The sequence below is a fragment of the Cupriavidus sp. UYPR2.512 genome, from assembly GCF_000379565.1.
Classification (GTDB): domain Bacteria; phylum Pseudomonadota; class Gammaproteobacteria; order Burkholderiales; family Burkholderiaceae; genus Cupriavidus.
In genome coordinates this window covers 1-1488 of record NZ_KB903083.1, presented here as the reverse complement: position 1 = coordinate 1488, position 1488 = coordinate 1, and the positions used below count along the sequence as shown (strand labels likewise).

At 67.8% G+C, this 1488-nt stretch carries 1 pseudogene; it reads left to right on the top strand.

Annotated features, from left to right (window positions below):
- Positions 1-1488 (top strand): annotated as a pseudogene (locus tag A3A5_RS39100) (Type III effector protein (Skwp5)); the annotation flags it as partial.

The following is a 1488-nucleotide window of genomic DNA, read 5'->3' as shown; positions in this document are numbered from 1 at the left end:
ACAGGAGACTCTGAAGCAGTGGGTGCGCCAGACGCTGGATAGAACGCGCGAGCTTATCGAGGCGGACCTGCAGGAAAAGAGCTGGAACCTGATTGCGCAGATCGAGGCGGATGAGGCGATCCTGGACGCACTGGATCTGCGGCTGGCCAGCCAGGCGCATCTGGAGGACCTCACGACGCGTTCCCCCCCTCGCCGGTTCGATCTGGCAGCGTGCCACGCGAGCCTGCGCACAGCGGTGGGAAACGTGGTGCCACCCGGACCGGGGACGGGCGACACCCGGCATGTCACGGTCGACCTGCAGGGACGGGAGCTGGAGCCCGCTGCGTCGTCCGGCGGGGAGCAGCGTGACTACTCCTTTTATGCCCGTCTGACTGGCCAGCCGCTGGTGGAGGTGCGGCTGCCGGGCGCGTTAAGCGGCTTCATGCTGGCGCGCACGTTCCAGTACAAAGACGAGCCCTGGCGCTTTGACATGTTCGGCGGCAGCCGCCTGACGCGCGGGCGGCGGCAGTCAGCCCGGGACATCGCCGCCGGCCGCAGCGCGTCTGCTTCGGTGCTGCCGGCAGTGCGGTATGCCGACAGTGCCCCAGGCAGCGCCTTCATGGAACTGGCGCAGAAGCTGGCGCCGCAGCGCGAGGACTGGTCGCGCATGCAACGGGCGCTCATGGAGATGGTGCCGCGTGACCATGTGGTGGAGGGCACGCTGCGGCTGGGCTGGTTTGAGGACGTGCCCGGGGCGCAGCACCCGTTCAGACTGCGGGGGCCGGACGGAGAGCGCATCGCGCTCTGTCCGAATGACGGCTGCGGGTTTCTGGGATGGGACGTGGCGATGCGCATTCCGGTGGTGCGCGAACATATCGAGGCATGGCAGGCAGTCCGGGAGGGACGGGGCAGCGAGGCACAGCGCAGGCTGGTGGAGGGCCAGGAGCCCGGGTTCAACACGATGCCGCCGCAGGCGCTGATGCATTTCCCGCGGGACGAGGCGGCGCTTGGGGAAGCGCGCGAGGTGATGCAGCGCAGGCTGGACGGGTTGGACAGGCAGGCCTCGCAGGAGGTGGGCCACCTGACGCTGTACCAGCTGGCCGTCAGCGGGGGTTACCAGGGACGGCGTATCCGCGCGGTCCCCTCGGCTGACGACAGGCTGTATCTGCCGACGATTCCCCTGCCGGGCTTTGCGAAGTTGCAGGGCGATGTGCTGGTGGGCAAACCGCCGTACGATAAGGAGAACCTGTTGCCCATGGCGGCCGAGCAGGTCGTTACGCCCGGTCAGGAGGACGTGACAGCTCGATTTCTGGACCAGTGCTTCGCCATTCAGTACAGCTATACGGGATTCGATGAGGATTCGGGCACGGGCGCCGACATGCTGCACAGCAAGGGCATGCTGATCATTCCGCCACCGGGCTACTGGTCGCCGGATCCCGCCCACCAGGGGCTGCACCTGGCCTGTTCGCGGGAGGACCTGAAGACGCTGTCGCGCTGGAAGAGCCGGCG